This window comes from Arthrobacter sp. 05L45_2 (genome assembly GCF_056397525.1).
Map to the genome: position 1 here is coordinate 1 of NZ_JBFTNO010000154.1, position 1,573 is coordinate 1,573.

General features: G+C 65.4%; 2 protein-coding genes. Both read left to right on the forward strand.

What is annotated here, in order from left to right:
- Positions 1-84 precede the first annotated feature (84 nt).
- On the forward strand, positions 85-903 hold the full coding sequence (locus tag AC1DHD_RS11910) for a sigma-70 family RNA polymerase sigma factor (RefSeq protein WP_476879916.1): 819 nt from the start codon (positions 85-87) through the stop codon (positions 901-903).
- A gap of 135 nt (positions 904-1,038) precedes the next feature.
- Positions 1,039-1,521, forward strand: coding sequence for a Dps family protein (locus tag AC1DHD_RS11915; protein WP_476879917.1), 483 nt, complete (start codon positions 1,039-1,041; stop codon positions 1,519-1,521).
- Positions 1,522-1,573 lie beyond the last annotated feature (52 nt).

A 1,573-nucleotide genomic window follows, 5' to 3' on the forward strand; every position in this document is an offset into this window, starting at 1 on the left:
CCCATGGGGGGAGCACGGGACCGTTTGCGGGTGCGGCGCTCAGGGTTTTAAAACTCCTGATCCGTCTCATGGGGGGACACACTATTGAATCGCGTGGAACGCAACGAGATGGTTACCCAGCACCTTCCGCTGGTTGGCTATCTCGTCTCTGATTTGTGCTCGAAGGCGTCCCACCTCTCGCGCGATGACCTGGCGTCGGCCGGGGCTGTAGCCCTCATTACGTCGGCCGACTCCTTCGACCCTGACCTGGGCGTACCTTTCGGCGCCTTCGCGCGACGCCGCATCCTCGGCGCCTTCGCCGATGAAATGCGCGCCAGCGACTGGGCCACACGGTCCGCACGCCGGCGGATCAAAGAGACCATGTCCGTCCAGGAAACCCTGGCCGCAGCCCTCGGCCGCACCCCGTCGGTGGACGAGATCGCGTCCGCCCTTGGCGTCCAGCAGAGTGTCGTTGAGGCGGCACTCGCGGACGCCTCACGCACCCTCACCCCGCTGGACGACGCCGTCGTCGACACACTCGCCGCCGAGACCCTGTCCCCGGAAAGCTCCGTCCTCGCGGACGAACGGCTCCAGTACCTCCGGGCCGCCGTAAAATCCCTGCCGGAGCGGATGCGCTACGTAGTGGAGGAAATCTACTTCGGGGACCGGACCGTCAAGGACCTGGCCGCTGAACTCGGCTCGACGCACGCTGCCGTGTCGCAGCAGCGTGCCGAGGCAATCCGGCTGATGCGTGACGGCCTCACGGCCCACTACGCCGATGACCCGGACCAGGGCTACGAACCCCAGTCCCGCATCACCCCGCGCCGCCGGAACGACTACCTGGCACAACTGTCCGAGGCCACGGCCGGCGGTATCACCCGGGCACTCTTCCCGCAGGGCCCCATGCCCAACCAGGCAGTCTAGGACCTTCCGCCAGCTTAGTAAGCACACTTAGTAAGCTAATCGTGAAATTCCGCCGGAACCATCGAAAGCCCTCTCCTCCCTGGAGTAGCGTCTGAGGCATAACGCCGTACCAGCCGTTCCAATCAAGGAGGATGCATGAAAGCAACACCGACCCTGACGAGCAACCTGCAGGCCGTCCTCGTGGACCTCATCGAACTCCACGTCCAGGGCAAACAGGCCCACTGGAACATCGTGGGGACGAACTTCCGCGACCTTCACCTGCAGCTGGATGAAATCATTGAGGCCGCCCGCGGCTTCGCTGACGACCTCGCCGAGCGTATGCGCGCCCTCCATGCCCTCCCGGACGGCCGCAGCTCCACGGTGTCCAAGACCACCGCGCTCGCCGAATTCCCCACCGGCCTGATCAACACCAAGGACGCCATCGACAAGATCGTTGCCGCGCTCGAGGCCGCCGTTGGCACCATGCGCAAGGTCCACGACGAGGTCGACGAGGAAGACCCCACCACCGCGGACCTGCTGCACGAGTTCATTGCCAAGTTCGAGCAGTACGCCTGGATGGTGAACGCCGAGACGATGCGCGCCACCGCCAGCGTCACCACCCCCGACTCCAAGAAGTAGTTCGGGCCCTACGCCCATGCAGCGTCCGACGCCGGGTTTCCCGGCGTCGGAC